3 protein-coding genes and 1 pseudogene are annotated in these 2,098 nt (G+C 38.3%); all 4 read right to left on the bottom strand.

Annotated features, from left to right (window positions below):
* Positions 1-861 (bottom strand): hypothetical protein (locus ADI76_RS07215; RefSeq protein ID WP_049515415.1); only part of this gene is annotated, 861 nt, incomplete at its 3' end.
* A 123-nt stretch (positions 862-984) separates the two neighbouring features.
* The gene (locus ADI76_RS07220; protein ID WP_049515417.1) at positions 985-1,263 is read right to left on the bottom strand and encodes a hypothetical protein; all 279 of its coding nucleotides are present in this window, start codon (positions 1,261-1,263) and stop codon (positions 985-987) included.
* A gap of 80 nt (positions 1,264-1,343) precedes the next feature.
* On the bottom strand, positions 1,344-1,547 hold the full coding sequence (locus ADI76_RS07225) for a hypothetical protein (RefSeq protein ID WP_049515419.1): 204 nt from the start codon (positions 1,545-1,547) through the stop codon (positions 1,344-1,346).
* Positions 1,548-1,549: 2 nt separating this feature from the next.
* Positions 1,550-1,831, bottom strand: a pseudogene (locus ADI76_RS11890) (colicin); the annotation flags it as partial.
* Positions 1,832-2,098: the final 267 nt, after the last annotated feature.

Raw genomic sequence — 2,098 nt, forward strand, 5'->3', positions numbered from 1 at the left:
ATATTGCCCTACAAAACGGTGGTTACATTTTAAAGGGTTTGAATCATTTGCAGCATAATGGCGATGACCGTCAATCTCTGCTTCACCCCATAGGTTCAGTTTCTGCCGATAGTCGATGTACCCGTCTTCGGTTAAAAGTTCTGTAATCGTTCCAACCTGGTCGGCAACAGTGTAATGTAACTGCCCTTTTTCATAACGTGCCGTCGGGGTGAAATCATCTTCCTGATACAACCAGTAAATCGCATCTGCCCAGTTTGCTTGCGTTAAAGCTAGATTACCTTCTGTACTGGTGATTTGCAATGGTGCTTCGGCTACAAGTTGATTTTGCTTATACAGATAGCGATAGCCTGCAAGTGCGGTCAGGTTTTGTGATGTTTTTTCCCCTTGAGATTGCGCTTCTTTCGCCCAAAGCTCATTTATCTTATGCCAATAATCCTGATTTGCTCGGATTGGCATGTTGATAACTTGATTGGGTTGAGGCTGGTCTGTTTGGATTTGGTATTTGGTGATACGTCTGCCAAAACTGTCGTATTCATAACGCCACGAACCTTTGAATGGGCTATGTAGCTCAACAAGTTGGCTTTGACTATTCCACTTATAATAAGTCGTAACTGGACGGAAACCTTTCTTCGTTTCTGTTTTGCTATGCAAGCGACCAAGTTCGTCATACTTATAGGTTTTATTACCAAATCGGGTAATTCGGCCATTACGTTGTTTCATGCCGAAACTGGCATCATTTGCCGCTTCAAATTGGTATTGACCTAAAGCATCGGTTTCACGTTGAGCTTTTTGTGTTAAATTTAATTGGCTGTCATAACGATAATGTTCACTATGACGAAGACCATTTAACACATCCGTCACTTGTCCGTTTTTATTGACGCGATACTCTGTCGCTCCCCAATGGTTATCTTGAGTATGAACAAGATTAAATGCTTTATCATATTGCCATTTTCGGCTAATTTGTGTGCCGGCAATTGGATAAGTTTAATTAGGTTGATAATCGCTAAGTTGTTGTTCCGTTAAACTGTTATTCCAACCACCACCTTGTGCTTGCAATAAACCTGAAGGACTAAAGTGCTCAGCTAAAATAAAGCCATTTTGGTTTTGTTTGCGCGTTTGTCTGCCTAGTTTGTCATAGCTAAGATTGAGTGGATTATGATTATTAACTTGGAATTGAGTTAACTCACCATATTGGTTAAAACCTTGTGAAATTTTGACCGCACTTTCTCTTCCACTAGGTAAAGGTAAATCTAAAAAATGCAACAGATCCTTTTTTCCCAAAAAATGAAGAAACGCCTGAAATTTTAATCATACTTTAAGTAAAAAAGACTAAACTCTTTAACTTATAAATATATAGGCTTATAACTCATAGCTTTATTTATAATTTCATCTAACGTGAGATCATCCCAAAACATATAGTCCATAATATTCGGATCTGGACTTAATTCTAAAAGCTCATCTATATATGGATTCAACTCCTCTTCAGACAAATGTGGAGAACTTAATATTTTATTTATTAAAAATTTTAATCTATCTATATTACTCATAACTATCTCCCAAAGTGGTAACCCCTATCTAAAACATCTAAATGGAATCTAGGTGTCATCACAGTAATATTATTCATATCATATACCCCACCACCACGTTGAATTGGTGTATTATGGTGCAGAACATATAATCTATTGCCTCCATTCCATTGGCTTTGATGTGCTATAGGAGCGTGCCCCTCTGACATTCGACTTATGTTAGATTTTGAAAAATTTTGAGTCAATTTTGGATCTTCAGATACAGCCTTCCAAAATGCGCTTCTAAATTCATCAAATGATTTAAATTCTCGTCCTCTAGCTTATCCGCAACTGAGGAAGGTATTCTACCTGCATTACCATGACTTCCTTTTAACAATTTACCATTGGAAGAAGAACCTTTACCTGTTGCAACTCCAGGCTAATCCCTTGGACTACATCCCTGTAACCCCAACGGATCAATCCATCCACTCGGATTAAACACATACCCATACGGATTAAATCCACCTAATAACCCTATCGGGTCATGGCTAATATATTGCCCAGTCTCAGGACTATAATAACGGAAGCGGTTG

Origin of the sequence: Streptococcus parasanguinis (genome assembly GCF_001074805.1) — a bacterium.
Classification (GTDB): domain Bacteria; phylum Bacillota; class Bacilli; order Lactobacillales; family Streptococcaceae; genus Streptococcus; species Streptococcus parasanguinis_A.

What these genes read in the sequence shown, in the direction of transcription:
- ADI76_RS07225 (WP_049515419.1), bottom strand. Translation starts at nt 1,547, where the DNA reads ATGAGTAATATAGATAGATTAAAATTTTTAATAAATAAAATATTAAGT.